General features: G+C 74.5%; 20 protein-coding genes and 1 other RNA gene. 19 read left to right on the forward strand and 2 right to left on the reverse strand.

The window, feature by feature from the left end:
- Nucleotides 1-87 precede the first annotated feature (87 nt).
- Nucleotides 88-1,371 (forward strand): LCP family protein, encoded by a 1,284-nt coding sequence (locus ATJ88_RS05975; protein WP_245852177.1) that lies wholly within the window; start codon nt 88-90, stop codon nt 1,369-1,371.
- Here the strand turns inward: ATJ88_RS05975 and ATJ88_RS05980 are convergent.
- Nucleotides 1,348-2,280, reverse strand: a complete 933-nt coding sequence (locus ATJ88_RS05980; protein WP_098463035.1) for an ArgP/LysG family DNA-binding transcriptional regulator — start codon at nt 2,278-2,280, stop codon at nt 1,348-1,350. The two genes, ATJ88_RS05975 and ATJ88_RS05980, sit on opposite strands and share 24 nt — an antisense overlap.
- A 74-nt stretch (nt 2,281-2,354) precedes the next feature.
- On the opposite strand from ATJ88_RS05980, the gene ATJ88_RS05985 reads away from it, so the two are divergent.
- On the forward strand, nt 2,355-2,969 hold the full coding sequence (locus tag ATJ88_RS05985) for a LysE/ArgO family amino acid transporter (protein WP_098463036.1): 615 nt from the start codon (nt 2,355-2,357) through the stop codon (nt 2,967-2,969).
- Between the two features lie 112 nt (nt 2,970-3,081).
- Here ATJ88_RS05985 and ATJ88_RS05990 read toward each other — a convergent pair whose 3' ends face one another.
- Nucleotides 3,082-4,287 carry an aminotransferase class I/II-fold pyridoxal phosphate-dependent enzyme gene (locus tag ATJ88_RS05990; RefSeq protein WP_098463037.1) on the reverse strand — a complete coding sequence of 402 codons (1,206 nt, stop codon included), beginning with the start codon at nt 4,285-4,287 and terminating at the stop codon, nt 3,082-3,084.
- Nucleotides 4,288-4,606: 319 nt separating this feature from the next.
- Between ATJ88_RS05990 and ATJ88_RS05995 the strand changes: the two genes are divergently transcribed.
- From ATJ88_RS05995 to ATJ88_RS06075, 17 genes are all read left to right on the forward strand, one after another.
- Nucleotides 4,607-5,854, forward strand: coding sequence for a TadA family conjugal transfer-associated ATPase (locus ATJ88_RS05995; protein WP_098465156.1), 1,248 nt, complete (start codon nt 4,607-4,609; stop codon nt 5,852-5,854).
- Entirely contained in the window at nt 5,854-6,711 is an 858-nt protein-coding gene (locus ATJ88_RS06000) for a type II secretion system F family protein (protein WP_098463038.1), read from the forward strand. The genes ATJ88_RS05995 and ATJ88_RS06000 overlap by 1 nt, the downstream gene beginning before the upstream one ends.
- Nucleotides 6,708-7,640, forward strand: coding sequence for a type II secretion system F family protein (locus ATJ88_RS06005; protein WP_098463039.1), 933 nt, complete (start codon nt 6,708-6,710; stop codon nt 7,638-7,640). Before ATJ88_RS06000 ends, ATJ88_RS06005 begins: the two co-directional genes overlap by 4 nt.
- A 24-nt stretch (nt 7,641-7,664) precedes the next feature.
- Entirely contained in the window at nt 7,665-7,847 is a 183-nt protein-coding gene (locus tag ATJ88_RS06010) for a hypothetical protein (RefSeq protein WP_098463040.1), read from the forward strand.
- Nucleotides 7,844-8,239, forward strand: a complete 396-nt coding sequence (locus ATJ88_RS06015) for a TadE family protein (protein WP_098463041.1) — start codon at nt 7,844-7,846, stop codon at nt 8,237-8,239. The genes ATJ88_RS06010 and ATJ88_RS06015 overlap by 4 nt, the downstream gene beginning before the upstream one ends.
- On the forward strand, nt 8,236-8,763 hold the full coding sequence (locus ATJ88_RS06020) for a pilus assembly protein (protein WP_245852178.1): 528 nt from the start codon (nt 8,236-8,238) through the stop codon (nt 8,761-8,763). The genes ATJ88_RS06015 and ATJ88_RS06020 overlap by 4 nt, the downstream gene beginning before the upstream one ends.
- Nucleotides 8,760-9,218, forward strand: coding sequence for a hypothetical protein (locus ATJ88_RS06025; RefSeq protein WP_098463042.1), 459 nt, complete (start codon nt 8,760-8,762; stop codon nt 9,216-9,218). The genes ATJ88_RS06020 and ATJ88_RS06025 overlap by 4 nt, the downstream gene beginning before the upstream one ends.
- Before the next feature lie 96 nt (nt 9,219-9,314).
- Entirely contained in the window at nt 9,315-10,424 is a 1,110-nt protein-coding gene (gene prfB / locus ATJ88_RS06030; protein WP_098463043.1) for a peptide chain release factor 2, read from the forward strand.
- A gap of 408 nt (nt 10,425-10,832) precedes the next feature.
- Nucleotides 10,833-11,873, forward strand: a complete 1,041-nt coding sequence (gene ftsE, locus ATJ88_RS18315) for a cell division ATP-binding protein FtsE (protein WP_170023541.1) — start codon at nt 10,833-10,835, stop codon at nt 11,871-11,873.
- 2 nt (nt 11,874-11,875) lie between these two features.
- The gene (ftsX, locus tag ATJ88_RS06040; RefSeq protein WP_098463044.1) at nt 11,876-12,787 is read left to right on the forward strand and encodes a permease-like cell division protein FtsX; all 912 of its coding nucleotides are present in this window, start codon (nt 11,876-11,878) and stop codon (nt 12,785-12,787) included.
- Nucleotides 12,788-12,790: 3 nt separating this feature from the next.
- Entirely contained in the window at nt 12,791-14,257 is a 1,467-nt protein-coding gene (locus ATJ88_RS06045; protein WP_098463045.1) for a M23 family metallopeptidase, read from the forward strand.
- A gap of 100 nt (nt 14,258-14,357) precedes the next feature.
- The gene (gene smpB, locus ATJ88_RS06050) at nt 14,358-14,849 is read left to right on the forward strand and encodes an SsrA-binding protein SmpB (RefSeq protein WP_098463046.1); all 492 of its coding nucleotides are present in this window, start codon (nt 14,358-14,360) and stop codon (nt 14,847-14,849) included.
- 102 nt (nt 14,850-14,951) lie between these two features.
- Nucleotides 14,952-15,319: a transfer-messenger RNA gene (gene ssrA / locus ATJ88_RS06055) on the forward strand.
- Nucleotides 15,320-15,513: 194 nt separating this feature from the next.
- Complete coding sequence (locus ATJ88_RS06060) at nt 15,514-16,566, forward strand: NAD(P)-dependent alcohol dehydrogenase (RefSeq protein ID WP_098463047.1); 1,053 nt, start codon at nt 15,514-15,516, stop codon at nt 16,564-16,566.
- A gap of 69 nt (nt 16,567-16,635) precedes the next feature.
- A complete protein-coding gene (locus tag ATJ88_RS06065) occupies nt 16,636-18,405 on the forward strand; it encodes a beta-N-acetylhexosaminidase (RefSeq protein WP_245852180.1) in 1,770 nt (589 codons plus the stop codon).
- Nucleotides 18,402-20,006: an N-acyl-D-amino-acid deacylase family protein gene (locus ATJ88_RS06070; protein WP_098463048.1), complete on the forward strand. Its 1,605-nt coding sequence runs from the start codon at nt 18,402-18,404 to the stop codon at nt 20,004-20,006. The genes ATJ88_RS06065 and ATJ88_RS06070 overlap by 4 nt, the downstream gene beginning before the upstream one ends.
- Before the next feature lie 14 nt (nt 20,007-20,020).
- Nucleotides 20,021-21,160, forward strand: coding sequence for an alanine racemase (locus ATJ88_RS06075; protein ID WP_098463049.1), 1,140 nt, complete (start codon nt 20,021-20,023; stop codon nt 21,158-21,160).
- Nucleotide 21,161 lies beyond the last annotated feature (1 nt).

Raw genomic sequence — 21,161 nt, forward strand, 5'->3', positions numbered from 1 at the left:
CGGCGGTCGCGGACGCACCGCGGCCGTCGCCGCCCGGCACGGACCTCTCGATCCTCGCCAAGGTGACATTCGACATAGGCTGAGCAGGTGACGAAAGCCCACCCCCGGCACACCGGCCCCGTCGCCGGTCATCCCGTGATCCGCTGGGTCGCCCTCGGCGTCACCGCCGTGCTGGCGTTCACCGCGTCGGCGGCGGTGGCCGCCTACGTGGACCTGCGGTCGCAGATGGAGGTGTCCGACGTCGACGCGCTGCTGGGCCGCGACGACCCGGAGCCCGTCGCGGAGCCGGCGGACGAGCCCGCCGACCCGAGCGACCCGTTCGCGGGCAAGGCGCGCAACATCCTCGTCATGGGCACGGACTTCCGTGACGCGCAGAACGCGAAGATCGCGGGGGCGGGCGAGGAGTTCCACTCCGACACCACCCTGCTGGTGCACATCAGCGGGGACCGGACCCGCATCGAGGCGGTGTCGATCCCGCGCGACTCGCTGGTCGACATCCCGTCGTGCCCGCGCCCGGACGGCAGCTCGACGTCGCCGCAGTACAACGCCATGTTCAACACGGCGTTCGCGCTGGGCGGCGGCCCGGAGCAGGACATCACGGGCGCGGCGGCCTGCACCATCCTCACGGTGGAGGCGCTGACCGGGCTGCGGATCCAGGACCACGTCGTGGTGAAGATGACGGGCGTCGTCGACATCGTGGACGCGCTCGGTGGCGTGCCGATGTGCTTCCCGGAGCCGGTCAAGGGCGACACCCGCTACTCGGACCTCGACCTGCCGGAGGGTCCGCACACCCTCGACGGGGAGGAGTCGATCCAGTTCCTGCGCGTCCGCAAGGGCGAGGGCATGGGCCTGGAGTACGGCAGCGACCTCAAGCGCATCGAGCGGCAGCAGGCGTTCATCGACTCGATGCTGCGCGAGGTCCTCGACCAGAACGTCATCACGGACACGTCGTCCCTGTACCGGATGGTGCGGGCCGCCCTCGGCGCGATGTCCACCAGCCCGCGGCTCGGCAGCCCGGCCGCGCTCGCCGGGCTGGCGTGGAGCATCAAGGACATCGACCCGGCGAACATCGTGTTCGAGTCCGTGCCCGTGGCGACCGCCCCGACCGACGCCAACCGGGTGGTGTGGACGTCCGAGGCCGACGAGATCTGGGCACGGCTCGACGCCGACGAGCCCCTGCGGGAGACCCCGAGCCCGACGCCGACGCCGAGCGTCACGGCGACGACGAAGGCGACCGACGAGAAGTCGTCGGGCGAGGAGTCGTCCGGCCAGGGCGACGGCGGGGGCTCGGACGGCGCGGGCAGCGGGTCGCAGGACGCCTCGCCGTCCCCGTCGCCCAGCCCGTCACTACTGCCCGGCGTCTGCGGCTGACGGCTGCGGCAGGGCCCGGCGCGCCGCCTCGCGCAGCGCGTCGGTGACGCGGTCCAGCACGGTCGAGCGCAGCCGCCACTGCTGCAGGTGCAGCGGCACCTCGACGACCGTGTCGTCGAGGGCGACCACGTCGGCGTCCGGCTCCAGCACGGCGAACCGGGCGCCGGCGCGGGGGAGCGGACCCCACATGCCCCACCCCAGGCCGTGCCGCACCGCGTCGAGGAACTCCGCGGTCGAGGGCACGTGGTGGCGCGGCGGGTCCGGCACGGCGGTGCCCGCGGCCGCGGCGACGTCCCGCAGCCAGCGGTCCTGCAGGTCGTCGGTGCGGGCGAACACCACCATCGGCGCGCTGTCGAGGGCGTCGGGCGTCGGTCCGTCGGGGAACCAGCGGACGGCCGCGTCCCGCCGGGCCGAGGGCCGGTACCGCGTGAGGCCGAGCGGCGTCGAGGTGCAGCCCTGCACCGGCTCCGCCCGGGACGTCACCGCCGCCATGACGGCGCCGTCGGGCAGCAGGTCGACCGTGCGGTCCTGGTCGGCGACGTGCACGTCGAACACGACGCCGTCCACCGCCGCCAGCGCGGGCAGCACCCAGGTGGCCAACGAGTCCGCGTTGACGGCGACCGGCACGGTGACGGGCCGGCGGTCGTCGTCGGTCGGCCCGAGCTCGTCGGCGGCCTCGGCGCCGAGCAGTTCCACCTGCCGGGCCAGGCGCAGCAGCACCCGGCCGGGGTCGGTGGCCCGCACGGGACGCGACCGGCGCACCAGGACGGCGCCCGCGGCCGCCTCCAGCGCGCGGATGCGCTGGCTCACCGCCGACGGTGTGACGTGCAGGGCGCGCGCGGCGCCCTCGAACGAGCCCTCGGCGACGACGGCCGCGAGGGCGGCGAGCTGTCCGGAGTCCCAACGCATGTCTGAAGTATCGCTTCATCAGGTGCAGGAACGATCGCTGGACTTCATCAGGGTGTCTGCCTAGCGTCGACGGCGTGATCCTCCTCGCCGGGTTCGGCCTCGGGCTGTCCCTCATCGTCGCCATCGGCGCCCAGAACGCCTTCGTCCTGCGCCAGGGCGTGCGCCGCGAGCACGTCGGCGTCGTCGTCGCCGTCTGCGCGCTCAGCGATGCCGTGCTCTACTCCCTCGGCGGCGCCGGCCTCGGCGTCCTCGTCGAGGCGCACCCCGGGTTCGTCACCGCCGCCCGGTACGCCGGGGCCGCCGTCGTCCTCGGCTACGGCGCGCTCGCCGCCCGCCGGGCCCTGCGCGGCGGCGAGGAGCTCGTCGCCACCGCCGACACCAGCGTCCCCGACGCCGGCCGCCGCCTGCGCCCCGTCCTGCTCACCGCGCTCGCCCTCACCTGGCTCAACCCCCACGTCTACCTCGACACCGTCGTCCTCCAGGGCGCCGTCGCCGCCTCCTACGGCGACGACCGCTGGTGGTTCACCGCCGGCGCCGTGGCGTCCAGCCTCGTCTGGTTCGTCGCCCTCGGGTACGGCGCCCGCCTCGCCGCGCCCCTGCTCGCCCGCCCCGGTGCGTGGCGCGTCGTCGACGGCGTCATCGCGGTCGTCATGCTCGCCGTCGCGGCGTCCCTCGTCGCCGGCGCCTGACGGCCCCGGCGCGACCGCCGGCTCGGCGTGAGTCAGCGCGGCTCGGCGCGACTCAGCGTGAAATCCGTTCACTCAGCGCTCGAGATCGCGAGTCAGCGCTCGATGGCGTGAGTCAGCGCGAGCCGGCGAGCGTGGCGAGCCGCCCGACGGCGTCCTGAAGGACCTCCGGCCGCTTGACGAACGTGAACCGCACCCGCGACGCGAAGGCGTCCGCCGCCGTCGACCCGGGGCGGCAGAACGCCGACACCGGTACGCCGACCACCCCCGCGAGGTCGGGCAGCCGGCGGCACAGGTCGTGACCGTCGGCGAACCCCAGCGGGGCGCCGTCCGCCACGACGAAGTACGTCCCCTGCGGCACGACGACGTCGAACCCTGCGGCCCGCAGCCCGTCGCACAGCAGGTCCCGGCGGGCCGCCAGCGACGCGGCGAGCTCGCGCGGCACGTCGTCGTCGGCCAGCGCCCGGGCGATGGCGGGCTGGAACGGCGAGCCCGAGGCGTACGTGACGAACTGCTTGACGGTGCGGATCGCCGTGACGAGCTCGGCCGGTCCGTGGACCCAGCCGACCTTCCAGCCGGTGAGGCTGAACGTCTTGCCCGCCGACGACACCGTGAGCGTGCGCCCCGCCATCCCGGGCAGCGTCGCGACGGGCACGTGGCGGGCGTCGTCGAACACCAGGTGCTCATACACCTCGTCGGTGACGACGACGGCATCACGCTCGCGGGCGACGGCGGCGACGTGCTCCAGCTCGGCGCGGGTGAGCACGGTGCCCGTCGGGTTGTGGGGTGTGTCGACCAGGATCATCGCGGTGCGGTCGCTCGCGGCGGCGCGCAGGGCGGCGACGTCGAGCCGCAGGTCGGCGGTGAGCGGCACCGGGACGTGGGTCGCGCCGGCCATCGCGATCGCCGCGGCGTGCGAGTCGTAGAACGGTTCGAGGGTGATGACCTCGTCGCCCGGGCCGACCAGGGCGAGCACGGCGGCGGTGAGGGCCTCGGTGGCGCCGGTGGTGACGAGGACCTCGGTGTCCGGGTCGACGTCGAGGCCGTAGTGGCGGTGCTGGTGGGCGGCGACGGCGGCCCGCAGCTCGGGCACCCCGTCGCCCGGGGCGTACTGGTTGCGGCCCGCGTCGATGGCGTCCTTCGCGGCGGCCTTGACCCAGTCGGGGCCGTCGACGTCGGGGAACCCCTGGCCGAGGTTGATCGCGCCCGTGGAGGCCGCGAGCGTGGTCATCTCCGCGAAGATCGTGCGGGCCACGGTGCCGTCGGCGGCGAGCAGGCCGGTCGCCGCCGCGACCGCGCGCCAGCGGGGGGTCGTCGTCATGCGTCGACACTACCGACCGGGCCGCGGGCCGCCCCTGCGCGGTGTTCAGCACGTGAGACGAACCAGTGGCGACCGCAGCGCACGGGTGTGAGCCCGGTCACATCTCGTCATCCACCGGGCTCCCACCCGGCACGGCCGGACCCCGGCATCGCTGGACTTCCGGCCGTCCACAGTCCCGCATCCGGGGTCGCCGTCGCAGCCGACCATCCGTCGTCCACAGGGCGCCGACCTGCCCCGACAGGACTTCGCTACTCTCGGCGCGCTTGGTGGAAGGCCCCGGAAGTCCCCGACGAGAGGTAGACCGGTGACCATCGACGTCATGGCCCGCGACGACGCCGTCAGCACCGTCGCGCGCGAGGTCCGCGAGCTCGTCCGGCGGCGCGGCCTCGACCCCGTCAGCGACCGCGCCGGCCTCGACCAGCTCGTCGCCGACGCCCTCGCCGACTACGCCGAACGCGCCGCCCTCGGCGTCGTGCCCGCCCTCGCCGACCCCGCCGCCACCGCGCGCGCCGTCGCCGACTCCCTCGGCGGGCTCGGACCCCTGCAGCCCTACCTCGACGACCCCGAGGTCGAGGAGATCTGGATCAACTCCCCGGCGCAGGTGTTCGTCGCGCGGCGCGGCGTCAGCGAGCTCACCACCACGCTGCTCACCGCCGACCAGGTCCGCGACCTCGTCGAACGGATGCTCAAGGTCAGCGGCCGCCGCCTCGACCTGTCCAGCCCGTTCGTCGACGCCACCCTCCCCGGCGGCGAGCGCCTCCACGTGGTCATCCCCGACGTCACGCGCGAGCACATGGCCGTCAACATCCGCAAGCACGTCGTGCGGGCCCACCATCTCGACCACCTCGTCCGCCTCGGGTCGCTCACCCCGCACGCCGCGCGCTTCCTCGACGCGTCGGTCCGCGCCGGGGCGAACGTCCTCGTCGCCGGGGCCACCCAGGCCGGCAAGACGACCATGCTCAACGCGCTCGCGGGCTCCATCCCCGCCGGGCAGCGAGTCATCTCCTGCGAGGAGGTGTTCGAGCTGCGCCTGCCCGTGCGCGACCAGGTGGCCATGCAGTGCCGTCAGCCCTCCCTGGAGGGCACCGGCGAGATCCCGCTGCGACGGCTCGTCAAGGAGGCGCTGCGGATGCGTCCCGACCGCATCGTCATCGGCGAGGTCCGCGAGGCCGAGAGCTTCGACCTGCTCGTCGCGCTCAACGCCGGCGTGCCGGGGATGTGCACGCTGCACGCCAACTCCGCCCGCGAGGCCGTGACCAAGATGTGCACCCTCCCGCTGCTGGCGGGGGAGAACGTCTCGGACCGGTTCGTCACGCCCGCCGTCGCGTCGTCCCTCGACCTCGTCGTCCACCTCGGGGTCACCCCCGACGGCGTGCGGCAGGTCCGTGAGGTGGTCGCCGTCACGGGTCGGGTCGAGGAGGGACGGGTGGAGACCGCGCAGATCTTCCGGCGGCGGCCCGGCGCGCTCGGCGGTGATCTCGTGCGCGGCGACGGGTTCCCCACCGGCGTCGAACGGTACGAGCGGGTCGGGGTGGACGTCCACGCGCTGCTCAGCGGGGAGGCCTGATGGGTGTCGTCGTGGGTCTCGTCGGGGGTGCGGGGCTGTTCAGCGTCTGGTGGTCGTGCTGGGAGCGTCCGCCCCGGGCGCGTCGCCGCAGCGCACGCCAGCAGCGGGTGCAGGACCTCCTCGTCCAGGCGGGTGCACCGACGGTCACCCCCGGCGGGCTCTACGCGGTCAGCGCGGGCGCGGCGGCCGTCGTCCTCCTCGTCGTCGTCGCCCTCACCCGGTCCGGCGTCATCGCGGCCGCGTTCGCCGCTATCGCCGCCGTCGCGCCCGGTGCGCTCGTGCGGGCCCGCGCCCGACGACGGCGCGACGACCTGCGGCAGGTGTGGCCCGACGTCGTCGACCACCTCTCCTCCGGCGTGCGGGCCGGGCTGTCGCTGCCCGAGGCCGTCGCGCAGCTCGGGGAGCGGGGACCCGTCCCCCTGCGCGAGCCGTTCGCGCGGTTCGCGGCCGACTACCGGGCGACCGGACGCTTCGGGGAGTGCCTCGACCTGCTCAAGGACCGGCTCGCGGACCCCGTCGCCGACCGTATCGTCGAGGCGCTTCGCCTGACCCGCGAGGTCGGCGGCACCGACCTCGGCCGGCTGCTGCGCAGCCTGTCGGAGTTCCTGCGCGAGGACGCCCGCACCCGCGGTGAGCTCGAGGCACGTCAGTCCTGGACCGTGAACGGCGCCCGTGTCGCCGCCGCCGGACCCTGGGTCGTCCTGGCGCTGCTGGCCACCCGGCCGCAGACGGCCGCCGCGTACGACTCCGCGGCCGGCGTCGCCGTGCTGGCCTCCGGCGCCGTCTGCACCGTCGTCGCGTACCGGGTGATGCGTCGCATCGGACGGCTCCCCGAGGAGAGGAGGGTGCTGCGATGACCCCGGTCGCCCTCGGGGCGCTGGTCGGGCTCGTGGCCGCGCTGGGGCTGCTGCTCGTCGCGTCGGGGCTGCGCCGCCGTCGGATCAGCCTCGACGAGCGTCTCGCCCCCTCCCTGCGCCCCCGGGACCGACGGTCCGGGCTGCTGCGCGACACCGACGTCCCCCGGACGCTCGGCCCCCTCGAACGGCTGCTCGCACCCGTCGTCGTCGACGCCGCGGAGTGGTTCGAGCGGCTCGGCTCCACCCGGGCGGACGTCAGGCGGCGCCTCGACCGGGCAGGGCTGGCGGACTCGGTCGAGCAGTTCCGCGCCCGGCAGCTGGTGTGGACCACCACCGCGCTCGCGGGCGGGTTGCTGCTCGCCCTCGCCCTGGCCGCCGGCCGCGGTAGCCCACCGCTCGTCCTCGCGGTCCTCGTGCTCCTCGCCGGGGCCGTCGGCTTCGTGGCGTGCGACCAGCAGCTCACCGCCGCGGCCCGCCGCCGCGAGGAGCAGATGCTCGCCGAGTTCCCGACCGTCGCCGAGCTCCTCGCGCTGGCCGTCACCGCGGGGGAGGGGCCCGTGCCCGCCCTCGAACGCGTCGCTGCCACCGCGCGGGGCGAGCTCTCCGACGAGTTCGCGGCGATGCTCGCCGACGTCCGCTCGGGCACCCCGATCGTCGGGGCCCTGCACGCCATGGCGGACCGCACCGGGCTGCCCACGCTCACCCGGTTCGCCGAGGGCGTCGCCGTGGCGCTCGAACGGGGCACGCCCCTCGCGGACGTGCTGCGCGCCCAGGCGCAGGACGTCCGCGAGGCCGGGCGCCGCGCCCTCATGGAGACCGGCGGCAAGAAGGAGGTGGCCATGCTCGTCCCGGTGGTCTTCCTCGTGCTGCCCATCACCGTCGTCTTCGCCGTCTTCCCCTCCCTGGCAACCCTCCGGATCGGTCTGTGACCGTCCCCTCGTGAAAGGTGCACCATGCTCGTCGACCCCACCGACCGACCCGACCTGACACCGTCCGACCCCGAGCGGGGGGACGTGCCGGGCTGGGTGCTGGTCACCCTCATGACCGCCGGGCTGGTCGTCGCGCTGTGGGCGCTGGCCGGCCCGCTGCTGGAGCAGACCTTCACCGACGCGATCCAGAGCGTCACCGGGCCGTGAACGGTCCGCCCGACGCGGGAGCCGCCGAGCGCGGGTCGGCGGTGGCGGAGTTCGTCCTGGTCTCGGCGCTCCTGGTCGCGCTGTTCCTGGCCGTGTTCCAGCTCGCGCTGGCGCTGCACGTGCGGGTGCTCGTCGTCGACGCCGCGGCGGAGGGCGCACGCGTCGCGGCGCGCGCGGACCGGGACCTCGCCGCGGGGGCGGCGCGGACGCGCGACCTGCTCACGGCCGCGCTGGACGAGCGGTACGCGCGCAGCGTCAGCGTCCGGGAGACGACCCGGTCCGGTCTGCCCGTCGTCGAGGTGACGGTCCGGGCGCCGCTGCCCGTGGTGGGGCTCCTCGGTCCCGGCGGCACGCTCACGGCCACCGGTCACGCGCTGGACGAGGACGCGTGACGGGGCCCGTCCGGTCCGCCGGTGCCCGACGGGCCGGTGACCCTCGCCGGCACGAGGCCGCCCGTCGGCGGGGCGACGGCGGGGTCGACCCCGACGGCGAGCGCGGTGCGGCGATGGTCGAGTTCCTCGGCGTCGGCGTGCTCCTGCTCGTTCCCCTCGTCTACCTGGTCGTGGTCCTCGCGCAGGTGCACGCGGCCGCGTTCGCCGTCGAGGGTGCGGCGCGGGAGGCGGCCCGGGCCGTGGTCACCGCCGAGTCCTCCGCGCAGGGCGTCGCACGGGCGCAGGCCGCCACGGCCCTCGCGCTCGGCGACCAGGGGTTCGACGTCGACCCGGCCGATCTGCTCACGGTGGAGTGCTCGTACCAGCCCTGCCTCACCCCGGGCGCGACCGTCGGCGTGCGGGTCCGGTACGACGTGCCCCTCCCGCTGGTGCCCGCGGCCCTCCAGGGTTGGGTTCCCGTCGCGGTGCCCGTCGAGGCGGCGCACGTCGCCGACGTCGAGGACCACGTGGAGGCCCGGCCATGACCGGCGGACGGGAGGACGGCCGGATCATGCTGCTCGGCATCGGATTCCTCGCGGTCGGGCTCATGCTGATCGCGATGGTGTCGTCGGTGGCCGCTGTCCACCTCGACCGCAAGCACCTCTTCGACCTGGCGGACTCCCTGGCGGTCGCCGGCGCGGACTCGATGTCGCCCGACGACTACTACGACCAGGCCGTCACCGCACCGGACGGCACCGGCACCCTGACGCTCACCGACGCCACGGTCGCGCAGGCGGTGCGCGAGCACCTCGGGCTGCAGCCTGCCGGGACGGCGCCGGGGCTGCGCGACGTCGTCGTGGTCGACGCGTCCACCCCGGACGGCCGGTCCGCCACCGTGACCCTCGCCGCCACGTCCCACCCGCCGCTGCTGCGCTGGTTCACCGACGCGCTCGGGGGCGGGTTCTCGGTGACCGCGACCGCCACGGCGCGCGCCGGCTGACGCGTCCCGCCCGCGGCGTCACGCCGCCTGCGGCCGGTCGCGTCTCACGCCCGCCCGGGCGGGATCCGCGCCCACCCGGCGGTAGGGTGGTACCTCGTGGCCACCATCGACTTCCCCGCCGAGATCAAGGCGCTTCGCAGCACCCTCGAGTCCATCGAGGCTGTGAGCGACCCCACCGCCCTCCAGGCGAAGATCGCGGACCTGTCGGAGCAGGCCGCCGCCCCCGACCTGTGGGACGACCCCGAGCAGGGGCAGAAGGTCACGTCCGCGCTGTCCTCGGCGCAGGCCGAGCTCGACCGCGTCAAGAAGCTCTCGCAGCGCATCGACGACGTCGAGACCCTCGTCGAGCTCGGGAACGAGATGGAGGACGCGGACTCCCTCACCGAGGCCGAGGCCGACGTCGCCGCGATCCGCAAGGACCTCGACGCCCTCGAGGTGCGCACCCTGCTCAGCGGCGAGTACGACGCCCGCGAGGCCGTCGTCACGATCCGCGCCGGCGCGGGCGGTGTCGACGCCGCCGACTTCGCCGAGATGCTCATGCGCATGTACCTGCGCTGGGCGGAGCGCCACGGCTACCCGACCAAGGTCATGGACACGTCCTACGCCGAGGAGGCCGGGCTCAAGTCCGCGACCTTCGAGGTCAACACGCCCTACGCCTTCGGCAACCTCTCCGTCGAGGCCGGCACGCACCGCCTCGTGCGCATCTCGCCGTTCGACAACCAGGGTCGCCGCCAGACGTCGTTCGCCGCCGTCGAGGTCGTCCCGCTCATCGAGCAGACCGACAGCATCGAGATCCCCGAGTCCGAGCTGAAGATCGACGTCTTCCGCTCCTCCGGCCCCGGCGGCCAGTCGGTCAACACGACCGACTCCGCCGTCCGCATGACGCACATCCCCACGGGCACCGTCGTGTCGATGCAGAACGAGAAGTCGCAGATCCAGAACCGCGCCGCCGCGCTGCGCGTCATGCAGTCCCGCCTGCTGCTCATCCGCCAGCAGGAGGAGGCCGCGAAGAAGAAGGAGCTCGCCGGCGACATCAAGGCGAGCTGGGGCGACCAGATGCGGTCCTACGTGCTGCAGCCCTACCAGATGGTCAAGGACCTGCGCACCGAGCACGAGTCCGGCAACACGCAGGCCGTGTTCGACGGCGCCATCGACGACTTCATCGAGGCCGGCATCCGCTGGCGTCGCTCCGGCGGCAACGACTGACGTCGGCTCCGTCCCGAACCCTCTCCGGCCCTGGCCGATCGCGTCGGCGCCCAGCTCCAGCGCTGAGTCGCACGGTCGTGTGCTGACTCGCGTGGCGCTTCGCTGACTCGCGCGATCCGACGCTGAGTCACCGGGAAGTGCGCTGACTCGCGGGACGCCGCGCTGACGCGCGCGATCCGACGCTGAGTCACCGGGAAGTGCGCTGACTCGCGGGACGCCGCGCTGACGCGCGCGATCCGACGCTGAGTCACCGGGAAGTGCGCTGACTCGTGCGGGTCTGACGGGTGTCCCGGGCAACCGACGAACCCGTGGCGCCCCGGCGTGTCGTCCGCCGGGCGCCGGTGACGTGCGTGCGACGCTCGAACTCGGCAGGCGCCCCGACCGGTGCAGGCCGGGAAGGGGCACGCCGTGATCCGTTTCGAGAACGTCTCGAAGGTCTACGAGCGCGGGGCACGTCCGGCGCTCGACGACGTCTCGGTCGACGTCGAGCGGGGCGAGTTCGTGTTCCTCGTCGGCGCGTCCGGGTCGGGCAAGTCGACGTTCCTGCGGTTGGTGCTGCGCGAGGAGCGTCCGACGGGTGGCCGCGTGTACGTGGCGGGCCGCGACCTGACACGGTTGTCGTCGTGGCGGGTGCCGGGGCTGCGGCGGGGCATCGGGATGGTGTTCCAGGACTTCCGGCTGCTGCCGAACAAGTCGGTGTACGAGAACGTCGCGTTCGCGCTGCAGGTCATCGGCAAGCCGCGCCACGTCATCCGCAGCACGGTGCCGGAGGTGCTGGAGTGGGTGGGCCTGGACGGCAAGGAGAAGCGGCGGCCGCACGAGCTGTCGGGCGGTGAGCAGCAGCGGGTCGCGATCGCGCGCGCGTTCGTCAACCGGCCGCCGATCCTGCTGGCGGACGAGCCGACGGGCAACCTGGACCCGACGACGTCGCTGGGCATCATGCGGCTGCTGGACCGCATCAACCGGACGGGCACCACGGTGGTGATGGCGACGCACGACGACGAGATCGTCAACGAGATGCGGCGTCGTGTCGTGGAGCTGTCCACGGGTCACGTGGTGCGCGACGAGGCGGAGGCGGCCTACGGGCGCCGCGAGGAGATCCTGCCGGCGGTCGGTCCGGCGCCGGGGCTGGACGCCCCGGGCCGCGGGGTACCGACACCGCGCATCACGGTGCAGCCCGAGCCGGGCGACGTGGCGGCCGAGCGGGCGGCGCGGGTCGCCGCCGCGCACGGCGTGTTCGAGGACGTGCCCGCGGCGGATCCGGAGCCCGAGCCGCTGCCGTCGCGACGCACGCGCGGCGGGGCGTCCGCGTACCGGTCCGCCGGTCCCGACGACCTCGACGTGGAGCCCGACGACGCACACGGCCCCGACGAGCGGGCGGACGGTCCCGACGAGCGGTCGCTGCGGCACGAGATGTCCGGTGCCGCGCACGGGCGACGGGAGGACTGAGGGTGCGTCTCCAGTTCGTCCTCGGCGAGGTGCTGCTCGGCCTGCGCCGCAACGCGACGATGGTGGTCTCCGTGGTCCTCGTGACGTTCGTGTCGCTGACGTTCGTCGGCGCCGCGGCGCTGCTCCAGCTCCAGGTGACCAAGCTCAAGGGCGACTGGTACGACCTGGTCGAGGTGTCGGTGTTCCTGTGCCCGGACGGGTCGACGGCGCCGACGTGCGCGGGTGGTGAGGCGACGGACGATCAGGTGGCCGCGCTGGAGCGGACGATCGAGTCCGACCTGGGCGACGTCGTCGCGACGACGTACTACGAGTCGAAGGCGGAGGCGTTCGAGGCGTTCAGCGCGCGCTACCCGGACGGCTACGAGGGGACGCAGCTCACCGAGGACGACATGCAGGCGTCGTTCCGGCTGAAGCTGTCCGACCCGGAGCAGTACCAGGTGGTCGACGAGGTCCTGTCGGGGCGTGACGGCGTCGAGGTGGTGGAGGACCAGCGGGCGGCGTTCGAACCGTTGTTCCTCGTGCTGAACCGGGCGTCGCTCGTGGCGGTGGGCCTGGCCGGCGTGATGCTGCTGGCGGCGACCCTGCTCATCGTGACGACGATCCGGCTGTCCGCGGTGTCGCGGCAGCGCGAGACGGGGATCATGCGTCTGGTGGGCGCGTCCACGCTGTTCGTGCAGCTCCCGTTCATGCTGGAGGGGGCGATCGCGGCGCTGGTGGGGGCGGTGCTCGCGGTGGCGGGCCTGTGGGCGGCCGTGCAGTATCTGGTCGTGGACTGGCTCGCGGAGTCCGTGGACTGGGTGAGCAGCGTGACCACCACGGACGTGCTGACGATCGCGCCCCTGCTGCTGGGGGTGGCGGTCGGTCTGGCCGCCGTCTCCTCCGCCCTGACCCTGCATCGCTACACGAGGGTGTGACCCGTGAGGACTCCTGACCTGCGCAAGGTGATCGGTGCCGTCCTGGTGGGGCTGCTGCTGGCAGGACCGGCGGTGCCCGCGGGCGCGGACGAGCTGGACGACCAGCGCGCCGCGGCCGAGAAGCAGCAGCGCCAGAAGGAGGCGGAGCGCGAGGACCTCCAGCACGAGCTGGAGGACGCCAACGACGAGTTCCGGCAGGCGGTCCTCGACCTCAACGAGGTGGAGGGGCGGCTCCCGGTGGCGCAGGCGGAGCTGTCGCAGGCGCAGGCGGTGCTCGCCGAGGCGCGGCGCAAGGCGGAGGTCCTGGCCGACCGCCTGACGGCGGCCGAGGCCGAGGAGCGGGAGGTCGCGGGGCAGATCGCGGACGGCGAGGGCAAGGTCGCCGAGGCCCGCTCCGACGTCGTCGCGATGGCGCGCGAGGCGTACCGGCGCGGCGACGACCTGTCCACGCTGGGCCTGGTGACGGGCGCGCAGTCCACACGCGAGTTCCTCGACGACGTCGCCGTGACGTCGTCGGCGGCGCGCAGCCGGTCGCGTGCGGTGACGGACCTGCAGGAGGCGGAGACGGTCGCGCGCAACCAGCAGGCGCGCCTCGACGCGGTGCGGGAGACCATCGCGGAGCTCAAGGCGGAGGCGGACGCGAACGTCGTCGCCGCGCAGGAGGCCGAGCAGGAGGCGGCGGAGCGCAAGGCGGAGGTCGAGCGGCTCATCGCCGAGCAGCAGGAGCTCAAGGCGTCGATCGCGGCCCAGCGCGAGGACACGATCGCGGAGCTGGAGGAGAACGAGGACCAGCGCGCCGACCTCGAGGCCCAGATCAAGGACCTCATGGTCAAGCAGGAGGAGCGTGACCGCCGGCTGGAGGAGGAGCGCCAGCGCCGCCTGGAGGCCGAGCGCAAGAAGCGCGAGGAGGAGGCCGCGGCGGCGGCCGAGGCGCAGCGCAAGGCCGAGCAGGAGTCGAGCAGGGGCGGGTCCGGCGGCGGTGGTTCCTCCTCGGGCGGTGGTTCCTCCTCGGGTGGTGGGTCGAGCAGCTCCGGCGGCTCGGGCGGCGGCGGGTCGTCCTCGTCGGGTCCGTTCCTCGGCTGGCCGACGAACTACCACGTGGTGACCAGCTCGTACGGGATGCGCTTCCACCCGTCGCTCAACTACTGGCGACTGCACGCCGGTACCGACATCCGCTCCTACTGCGGCACGCCGATCTACGCCGCGGAGAGCGGCTACGTGGAGCAGGCGTACTACGGCAGCGGGCCGGGCAACAACGTGCTCATCAACCACGGCCGGTACAAGGGTGACAGCGTGATGACGCGCTACCTGCACCTGTCGCGGGACACGGTGTTCGTGGGGGAGAAGGTCGACCGCGGCGAGATCATCGGCTACTCGGGCTCGTCGGGGACCTCCACGGCGTGCCACCTGCACTTCGAGGTGTACGTCAACGGCAGCACGGTCGACCCGATGGGCGGCTGGCTGAACTGACGGGTGCCGGCCCCGCGGCCGGGCTGCGCCGGGGGAGAAATCCGCTGGACCGGCGTCGTCGTCCGCGTATCCTGGGTCGTCGCACCTGGAAGGAGGAGCCGTGGCCAAGAACGCCAGGAAGAAGCCGGAAGACCCCCGCAAGGTGGTGGCGAACAACAAGAAGGCGCGTCACGACTACGTGATCGAGGACGTCTTCGAGGCGGGCATCGTGCTCTCCGGCACGGAGGTCAAGGCCCTGCGGATGGGTCGCGCGTCGCTGGTGGACGGCTACGTCGCGATCGACCGCGACGAGGCGTGGCTGGAGAACGTCCACATCCCGGAGTACTTCCAGGGCACGTGGAACAACCACACGCCGCGGCGCAAGCGCAAGCTGCTGCTGCACCGCGAGGAGATCGACCGCCTCGGGGTGAAGTCGCGCGAGAAGGGGCACACGATCATCCCGCTGCGCCTGTACTTCCTGGACGGCCGGGCCAAGGTGGAGATCGCCCTGGCGCGCGGCAAGAAGGAGTACGACAAGCGGCACGCGCTGCGCGAGCAGCAGGACATGCGCGAGGCGCACCGGGCGATCCGGCACCAGGAGCTGCTGTCCTGACGGGCCGCGACGGGTCCGCGCCGGAAATACCGGTGCGGGCCGCCGCGTTGTTCCACTACGATGGGACGGTCGGCCTGCGGGCCGGCGTTTGACAACACCACAGGGGCTGATCGGTTTCGACGGTGGTCGTGCTTCCAGGAGAAGCGGGCCGAGGACGCAGGCTCATCTCGTGAACGCTTGCCTGCAAACCTATAGGTGCCGATAACAAGCGCACCGACTTCGCCCTCGCCGCCTGAGCGAGCCTCGAAGTCCGTGAGCCCGGGATCGCTCTCGACCCGGTAGCTCGCGTCATCTAGAGAGCCACTGCTCGTCGCCCTCGTCATCGGGGCGGCGGGGACTTCCAGGTGACTGGGCCCGTCCGCACCTTGTCTGCGTGAGTGCGGGGGCCGAGAAAAGCACAGCAGACTGCGCCCGGAGAAGTCCTGGGATAGCGCCACCGGACCGGGGTTCGATTCCCCGCAGCTCCACAGCCCTGAGAGGCCCCGCCACGGCGGGGCCTCTCGTCGTTCCCGGGCAGCGACGACGCGCTCGATGTGAGGTTGGTCGCTTCGAGGGTCGTGGGCCCCTTTTTCATGCGAATGCATGCTTACGGTGAGGGTGATCCCGTTGCCGCGAGCAACGGACCGCCGATGACGTCAACCCGCGTCAGGAAGAAGGGATCGCCGTGCGCGCCGTCGTGTTCGAGAAGTTCCAGTCCGCTCCCGTCGTCACCGAGGTGGACCGTCCGGTCCCCGGCCCCGGTGAGGTGCTCCTCAAGGTCGCCGGCTCGGGCGCCTGCCACTCCGACGTGAGCATCTACGCCGACTTCACCGCCGACAACCCGGCCGGCATCCGGCCCCCGTTCGTCCTGGGCCACGAGGTCTCCGGCTGGGTCGAGGAGCTCGGCGAGGGCGTCGCGGGCGTCGAGGTCGGCAGCGCCCACCTCGTCTACGGCCCGATCGGCTGCGGCCGCTGCCGCGCCTGCTCGCGCGGGCAGGACACCTACTGCGAGAACGTCGCGAGCATGGACTACCTGGCGACCGGTATCGGCCGCGACGGCGGCATGGCCGAGTACGTGACCGTCCCGGTGCGGAACCTGGTGCCGCTCGGCGACGCCGACCCCGTCGCGGCGGCCCCGCTGAGCGACGCCGCCCTCACGCCGTACCACGCGATCAAGCTCGCGCTGCCGCACCTGGCGGGCGGCGGACGCTTCGCGCTCGTCATCGGCCTGGGCGGGCTGGGTCAGATCGCCGTCCAGATCCTCACCGCGCTGACCGGCGCGACCGTCATCGCCACCGACATGAAGCCCGAGGCGATGGAGCGCGCGGCCGCCGCGGGCGCCGTGACGGTCCCGGGCGGCGAGGGCCAGGTGGAGGCGATCCGGGAGATCACCGGCGGGCAGGGCGTGGACGCCGCCTTCGACTTCGTGGGAGCGGGCCCGACGATCCGTACCGCGCAGGCGTCGATGGCGCGACAGGGGCGACTCACGGTCGTCGGCATCGCCGGGGGCACGGCCGAGTGGTCGTTCTTCGCCAACCCGTACGAGGCGACGCTGACCAACACCTACTGGGGCACCGTCGAGGAGCTGCACGAGGTGGTCGCGATGTACCGCGCCGGGCAGATCCGCCCCGACGTCGAGCGGTTCTCCCTCGACGACGCCCTCGAGGCGTACCGCCGGCTGGAGGAGGGCACCCTGACCGGCCGGGCCGTCGTGGTCCCGCACGGCCCCGCGGCCTGACCTGCGGGGACGGCGTGTCGGGACGGGAGATTGTCAGGACGACTCCCTAATTCCGCTAGGGTGGGCCGGGTGGCCGACGACACACCGCTCCCGGCGCCGACGACGGCGCCGCCCACCGTGCCGAGACCTGCTCGGGCCGAGCCGGGAGGCGGTGCCGTCGTCCTGACCGACGGCACCCGTCTCCACGTCCATCCCGCCCTGCGCCCCGCCGCCCGCTGGTGGCGCCGCGTCACCGAGGACGCGTTCGGGATCGACCTGGTGACCGAGGACCCCGGCGCCCCGTCCCGCGGGACCGGCACGACGCCGTCCGTCGACCTCGACCTCGACCCCGGGCTGCCCGCCGGCGGGTACGCGCTGCGCACGAGCCACGACGCCGTCCGTGTGCGGGCCGCGGACCTCGCCGGCGCGCACGCCGCCGTGCAGACGCTGCGCCAGCTCGCCGGTCCCGACGCCTTCCGCCGGGCGCCGCTGCGCCCGGGCACCGGCCCGGGGCTCCCGGCCGTGGACCTGCACGACGCCCCCGCCCACGGCTGGCGCGGCGTGCTGCTCGACGTCGCCCGCCACTTCCTGCCGAAGGCGGACGTGCTGCGGTTCGTCGACCTCGCGGCGGCGCACCACCTCGACGTGCTGCAGCTGCACCTCACGGACGACCAGGGCTGGCGGTTCGAGTCGCGTCGCCACCCGCGCCTGCACGAGGTCGGGTCGTGGCGCACCTCGACGACGGTCGGGACCTGGCGCACCGGAACGCCCGACGGCCGCCCGCACGGCGGCTACTACACGGCCGACGACCTCCGCGAGGTCGTGGCCTACGCGCGCGAGCGCGGCGTGACGGTGGTCCCGGAGATCGACGTGCCGGGCCACACGCAGGCGGTGCTGGCGGCGTACCCGCACCTGGCGGCCCAGGACGGCCCGCACGAGGTCCTCACCACGTGGGGCGTGAGCGCGGACGTCCTCGACCCGTCCGAGGAGGCGCTCGCGGTGTTCCGCGACGTCCTCGACGAGGTGTGCGAGGTGTTCGACTCCCCGTTCGTGGCCCTCGGCGGCGACGAGGTGCCGCTGACGGCGTGGCGCGCCCGCCCGGACCTGGCGGAGCGGGCGGCGTCGCTGGGACTGACGCGCCCGGACGGGTCGGGTGACGTCGCACGGCTGCACGGCTGGTTCGTGGCCCGGCTCGCCGACCACCTGCGCGGGCTCGGACGCCGTGCGGTGGTGTGGGACGAGGCGTTCGGCCCCGACCTGCCGCGGGACGCCGTCGTGCTGTGCTGGCGCGGGCACGAGGTCGCGCTGGAGGCGATGGCCGCGGGCCACGACGTGGTGCTCGCCCCGGAGCAGGAGGTCTACCTGGACCACCGGGCGGCCGAGGACCCGGACGAGCCGGTGCCCGTCGGGTTCGCGCGGACCACCGCCGACGTGTACGCGTTCGAGCCGATGCCGGACGCGGTGCGGGCGTCCCGCCCGGACCTGCCGGCGGACCTGCCGGGCCGCCTGCTGGGTGCGCAGGCGCAGGTCTGGACTGAGCACCTCGACTCGGTGCGCCGCGTCGACTACGCGACGTTCCCGCGCCTGGCGGCGTTCGCCGAGGCCGTGTGGACGACGCGCGAGGTGTCGCGGGAGGTGGGCGGTGCGGCGTCAGCGGAGTTCCTGGAGCGCCTGGAGCACCACCACCTGCCGCGGCTCGACGCCGCAGGGGTGGAGTACCGACCGACGGCGGGTCCGCGGCCCTGGCAGCGGCGTCCCGGCGTCGAGGGCTTCCCGCGGGACCTGGCCGCGGAGCGGGCGGCGGCCGGGTGGCGCGGCGCCGGCGGCTGGGTCGAGGACGACGCCGAGGTGACCTCGTGAGGGGCGCCGTCGACGTGGTCCGCGGCGCGGTGCTGCCCCTGCCCGACGGCGGGCTGAGCGAGCCCCGCGACCTGCACCTGGCGGGCGGGCGCGTGAGCGCCGTCGTCCCGGCGGGGGCGCGCCCCGTGGCGGGCCGCGTGCTGGACGCGGGCGGGCGCATCGCGATGCCCGGCTTCGTGGACTCCCACGTCCACGCGGGCGGCGCGGTGTTCGACCCGGCGGTGCAGCTCGCGCTGCTGCGCCAGGGCGTGACGTCGATCGTGACGGGCGCGGACGGCGTCGGGTACGCGCCGTCGGACCGGGCGAGCCTGCTCTGGGCGAGCGGCTACTTCGCCGGGATCGACGGCGACCACCCGCGCTTCTCGGGCGGGACCGTGGCGGAGCTCCTGGCGACCTACGACCGGGCGACGCCCGTCAACGTGGGCGTCCTGGTGCCGCACGGGACGGTGCGCCACCTCGTGCTCGGCACGGCGCAGCGGCGCGCGAGCACGGCCGAGGCGGAGAAGATGGCCGCGATCGCCGAGCAGGCGTTCGCCGACGGCGCCCTGGGGCTGTCCACGGGGCTGGAGTACGTGCCGGCGGCCTGGGCCGACCAGGCCGAGCTGGTGGCGCTGGCCCGGGTCGCGGCGGCGCACGACCTGCCGCACGTGTCGCACATGCGGGGCTACGAGGCGAAGGCGGCGCGCGCGTTCGCCGAGCTGCTGCGGCTGTCCGCCGAGACGGGTGTGGCGACCCACGTGTCGCACCTGCACGGCCCGGCGGACACGCTCGTGCCCATGCTCGACGCGGCGCTCGACGACGGTCACGACGTCACGTTCGACTCCTACCCGTACCTGCGCGGCTGCTCGATCCTCGCGATGGTGGCGCTGCCGACGTGGCTGCCCCTCGCGGACCCCGACGCCACGCTGTCCGCGATCGACGCGCCGGCGCTGACGCTGCGGCTGCGCGCGCACCTGGCGGGCCTGGACGACCTGTGGCCGCGGGTGACGCTCGCCTGGGTGCCCGGGCTCGACCCGGACGAGGACGTCGCGGGGCGGCCGCTGACCGAGGTGGCGCGGCGCTGGGGCGTGAGCCCGGGCGACGCGGCGCTGCGGGTGCTGCGCGCGTCCCGACTGCGGGCGAGCTGCGTGTTCGCGCAGCCGCCGACGAACAGCGAGGAGTCGGTGCGCAGGCTCGCCACGCACCGCGCGCACCTCGGCGGCTCGGACGCGATCTACCAGCCGGTGGGCGCCGACGCGGCCCAGGGCAGGCCGCACCCGCGCGGCTGGGGGGCGTTCGCCCGGTTCCTGCGCGAGCGGGTGCTGGAGTCCGGCGACTGGTCGTGGCACGACGCGGCGGAGCACCTGTCGGGGCGGGCGGCCCGTCGCTTCCGCCTGGAGGGCCGGGGCTCCCTGGTGCCCGGGTCGGTCGCCGACGTCGTCCTGGTGGACCCGGCGACGCTCGCGGACCGCGCCACGTACGACGCCCCCCGCGTCCCGGCGACGGGCGTCGACGACGTCCTGGTCGCCGGGGTCCCGGTACTGGTGGACGGCGTGGCGACGCGGTCCCGTCCGGGCCGGGCGCTGCGACCGGGCGGCCCGGACGGGGCGGACCGGGCGTGAGGCAGGCTGAGAGCATGAGGATCGACGACCCGGGCCGCTCGTGGCCGCTGCTGACCCTGGACCGCGACGCGGTGGAGCACAACGTGGCGACGGTCGCGGAGGTGATGGCGTCCCGCGGCGTCGACCATGCGCCGCACGTCAAGACGCACCTGTCGCGCGGACTGTGGGAGCGGCAGGCCGCGGCGGGCGCGTGGGGTGCGACGGTGGCGACGCCGACGCAGCTCGCGACGGTCCTGGGCTGGGGCGTGCGCCGCGCGTTCCTGGCGAACGAGCTGGTGGACCCGCGCGACGCCGCGTGGCTGCGGGGCGTGCTGGACGACGACGGCGCCGACGAGGTCTGGGTGTACGTCGACTCCGCGCACGGCGTCCGCACGCTGGCCGCCGCGTTCGACGGTGCCCCGCACGACCGGCTGGGCGTGCTCGTCGAGCTCGGCGTCCCGGGCGGGCGGACGGGCGTGCGCGGCGTGGACGCCGCGGTGGCGCTGGCGCACGACCTGGTCGCGGCGGGGCTGCGGCTGGTCGGCGTCGCGGGCTACGAGGGTCCGGCGGCGTCGGGCCCCGACCCGCGGGCGGGCGTGGCCCGGTGGTGCGCGGACCTCCTCGCCGCGGCTGACGGGCTCCGGGCGTCGATCGACGGGCCGGTGGTGGTCAGCGCGGGCGGCAGCGCGTTCGCCGACGTCGTCCTGGACGCGCTGGCGGACCGGGCGGGCGTCCGTGCGGTGCTGCGGTCCGGTGCGTACGTCACGCACGACCACGGTCACTACCTGCGCGCGGACCCGTGGACGCGGCTGGGGGCCGAGGCCCTGCGTCCCGCGATCACGGTGTGGGCGTCGGTGCTGTCCGCGCCCGAGCCCGGACGCGCGGTGTGCGCGATGGGCCGCCGGGACGTCTCGTTCGACATCGACCTGCCGTTCCCGCTGCGGGTGCACCCCGTGGACGCCGCCGGCCGGCTCGGGCCGGGGCGGCCGGTGACCGCCACCGTGACGGCGCTCGACGACCAGCACGCCTACCTCGAGGTGCCCGACGACGACCTCGCCCCCGGCGAGGTGGTCGCGTTCGGCGTCTCGCACCCCTGCACGACCCTGGACAAGCACCGTTCGGGCCTGCTCGTCGACGGCCCGGAGGTCGTCGCCGAGCTCGCCCTCGAGCTCTGAG

The sequence above is a fragment of the Isoptericola jiangsuensis genome (assembly GCF_002563715.1).
Taxonomy (GTDB): domain Bacteria; phylum Actinomycetota; class Actinomycetes; order Actinomycetales; family Cellulomonadaceae; genus Isoptericola; species Isoptericola jiangsuensis.

Coding starts and splice junctions, on each gene's coding strand:
- ATJ88_RS06010 (WP_098463040.1), top strand. CDS start 7,665: ATGCTCGTCGACCCCACCGACCGACCCGACCTGACACCGTCCGACCCC.
- ATJ88_RS06025 (WP_098463042.1), top strand. CDS start 8,760: ATGACCGGCGGACGGGAGGACGGCCGGATCATGCTGCTCGGCATCGGA.
- ATJ88_RS06005 (WP_098463039.1), top strand. CDS start 6,708: ATGACCCCGGTCGCCCTCGGGGCGCTGGTCGGGCTCGTGGCCGCGCTG.
- ATJ88_RS06075 (WP_098463049.1), top strand. CDS start 20,021: ATGAGGATCGACGACCCGGGCCGCTCGTGGCCGCTGCTGACCCTGGAC.
- ATJ88_RS05980 (WP_098463035.1), bottom strand. CDS start 2,280: ATGCGTTGGGACTCCGGACAGCTCGCCGCCCTCGCGGCCGTCGTCGCC.
- ATJ88_RS05990 (WP_098463037.1), bottom strand. CDS start 4,287: ATGACGACGACCCCCCGCTGGCGCGCGGTCGCGGCGGCGACCGGCCTG.
- ATJ88_RS06000 (WP_098463038.1), top strand. CDS start 5,854: ATGGGTGTCGTCGTGGGTCTCGTCGGGGGTGCGGGGCTGTTCAGCGTC.
- ATJ88_RS05995 (WP_098465156.1), top strand. CDS start 4,607: ATGGCCCGCGACGACGCCGTCAGCACCGTCGCGCGCGAGGTCCGCGAG.